The sequence below is a fragment of the Photobacterium sp. R1 genome (assembly GCF_054600795.1).
In genome coordinates this window covers 1-236 of sequence record NZ_BAAHZP010000985.1, presented here as the reverse complement: position 1 = coordinate 236, position 236 = coordinate 1, and the positions used below count along the sequence as shown (strand labels likewise).

Below are 236 nucleotides of genomic sequence, written 5' to 3'. Positions count from 1 at the left end.
TGCAATGCATGACAATGGACGGTAACTTCGGTAACCCGGCCTCCCGTTCCCACCGTTTTGGCTGGTAGGCTGAAGAAGCCGTTGATAATGCCCGTGAGCAAGTGGCAGACCTGCTGAATGCCGACCCACGTGAGATCGTGTTTACCTCAGGTGCAACAGAATCTGATAACTTGGCGATCAAAGGTATTGCGCACTTCTACGGCAAAAAAGGTAAGCACATCATTACCTGTAAAACA

The 236-nt window shown here is 50.0% G+C and carries 1 pseudogene; it reads left to right on the top strand.

The annotated features are described in order from the left end of the window. A pseudogene (locus ACYP03_RS28010) lies at positions 1–236 on the top strand (aminotransferase class V-fold PLP-dependent enzyme); the annotation flags it as partial.